Annotated in this window: 1 protein-coding gene; it reads left to right on the top strand. The window is 44.6% G+C overall.

The genetic code is table 11. The features are described 5' to 3' along the window. The first annotated feature begins 164 nt into the window (after positions 1-164). Entirely contained in the window at positions 165-1,469 is a 1,305-nt protein-coding gene (locus LAY57_RS35540) for an NF041680 family putative transposase (RefSeq protein WP_249072194.1), read from the top strand. The last annotated feature ends 120 nt before the right edge of the window (positions 1,470-1,589 follow it).

Here is a 1,589-nt window from a genome sequence, read left to right as displayed (position 1 = left end):
ACTGGAGTTTAGACTAACCGCGCTTTTAAGCGCGGTTAGTCTAAACTCCTATATCCAAGAGATGAAAGTAAAAAGATGACGAAACAGTCGTACAAGTGTACTAATGACACAGGTACGACCATCTGGTAGAAACTGGAAGTTGTACCACCAACTACCATCTACCTATGATTCAAGCTGACAAACTCCAAGCTTTTCGTCAAGAGGCTTATCAACATCTAACCAGAGCCAAAGATGCCACGTTTGAATTAACAGATGCCATCCTGCTCACCCGCCATGCTTACTGTTTAGCAGACCTATCATTATCACCAGTATTTCGACGCTCTTGGCCTAGCATCTATGAAGCTTTACAAGATTGTAGACCACAGCGCAATAAGTTAATGCGTCTGTACATCCAACAGATGCCAAGGGATGTACGTCCAATCCTAGCAGGCGACCACACAAGTTGGTCACGACCTGATGCTCACACACTACAAGAAAGAACGATTGAACACCAAGCCAGTAGCATTGATGGGAATCGACCGATTACCATCGGTCAGGGATACAGTACAATTGCCTGGATACCAGAAGATGCCGGTAGTTGGGCCTTACCTTTAAGACACGAACGGATTACCAGTTGGGAAAATCCCATCAAGAAAGCCGTATGGCAACTCCAACAAGTCTGTAAATATTTACCCTCACGACCGATTTCTTTGTGGGATAGCGAATATGGATGCGCCCCTTTTATCCTCAAAACCGCTTCGATTCCCGCCGACAAATTAATCCGACTCCGCTCCAATTTATGTTTACGGACTTCGCCGCCACCATATTGTGGTAAGGGTCGTCCTCGCCTACATGGAGATAAGTTTAAACTTAATGATTCTACCACTTGGACAACAGCAATTGAAAGTGTAGAATTAGAACATCCGACATTAGGACAATTACGAATTAGTTTGTGGAAAGACCTGCATTTCCAAGCTTCTCCACACCAATCAATGCAACTAATTCGAGTCGAGCGGCTCGACCAATTGTACTCTTGGAAAATGCCTAAACCTTTATGGTTGATTTGGATAGGCGAACAAATGCCACCATTAACTGAAATCTGGCAGTTGTACTTACGACGCTTTGGAGTTGACCATTGGTATCGTCTGGCCAAACAACGTCTTCATTGGACTTTACCTAAGTTGAGTACACCTAAACAGTGTGAGCGATGGAGTGATTTGATGCCGATGATTACTTGGGAGCTTTGGTTGGCACGAGAAATGGTCCAAGATAGACCCTTACCTTGGCAAAAATCCTTGACCAAATTAACCCCTGGTCGAGTTGCTCAAGCGATGCCTGGAGTTTTAGCGGCGATTGGTACACCTACCTGTTCTCCCAAACTCCGTGGAAAGTCTCCCGGCTGGCCTACTGGACACAGTAGGTCGCCTCGCACTCGTTATCCAATAGTTAAAAAAGGCTTTTCAGGAACCAAACAAAACTCGAAAAGGTAACTTTTTTCGCTCTTAAATCTTGATTTAATCACTCTTTTTTACTCAGCTAAAAGCTGAGCGATTTTGGATGGCTAGAAGTTTAGACTATCGCACCTGCGGTGCGATAGTCTAAACTCCAGT

Origin of the sequence: Argonema antarcticum A004/B2, from assembly GCF_023333585.1 — a bacterium.
Classification (GTDB): domain Bacteria; phylum Cyanobacteriota; class Cyanobacteriia; order Cyanobacteriales; family Aerosakkonemataceae; genus Argonema; species Argonema antarcticum.
Note: the sequence above shows the minus strand (reverse complement) of the source record. Positions and strands in the feature narration are given on the sequence as shown.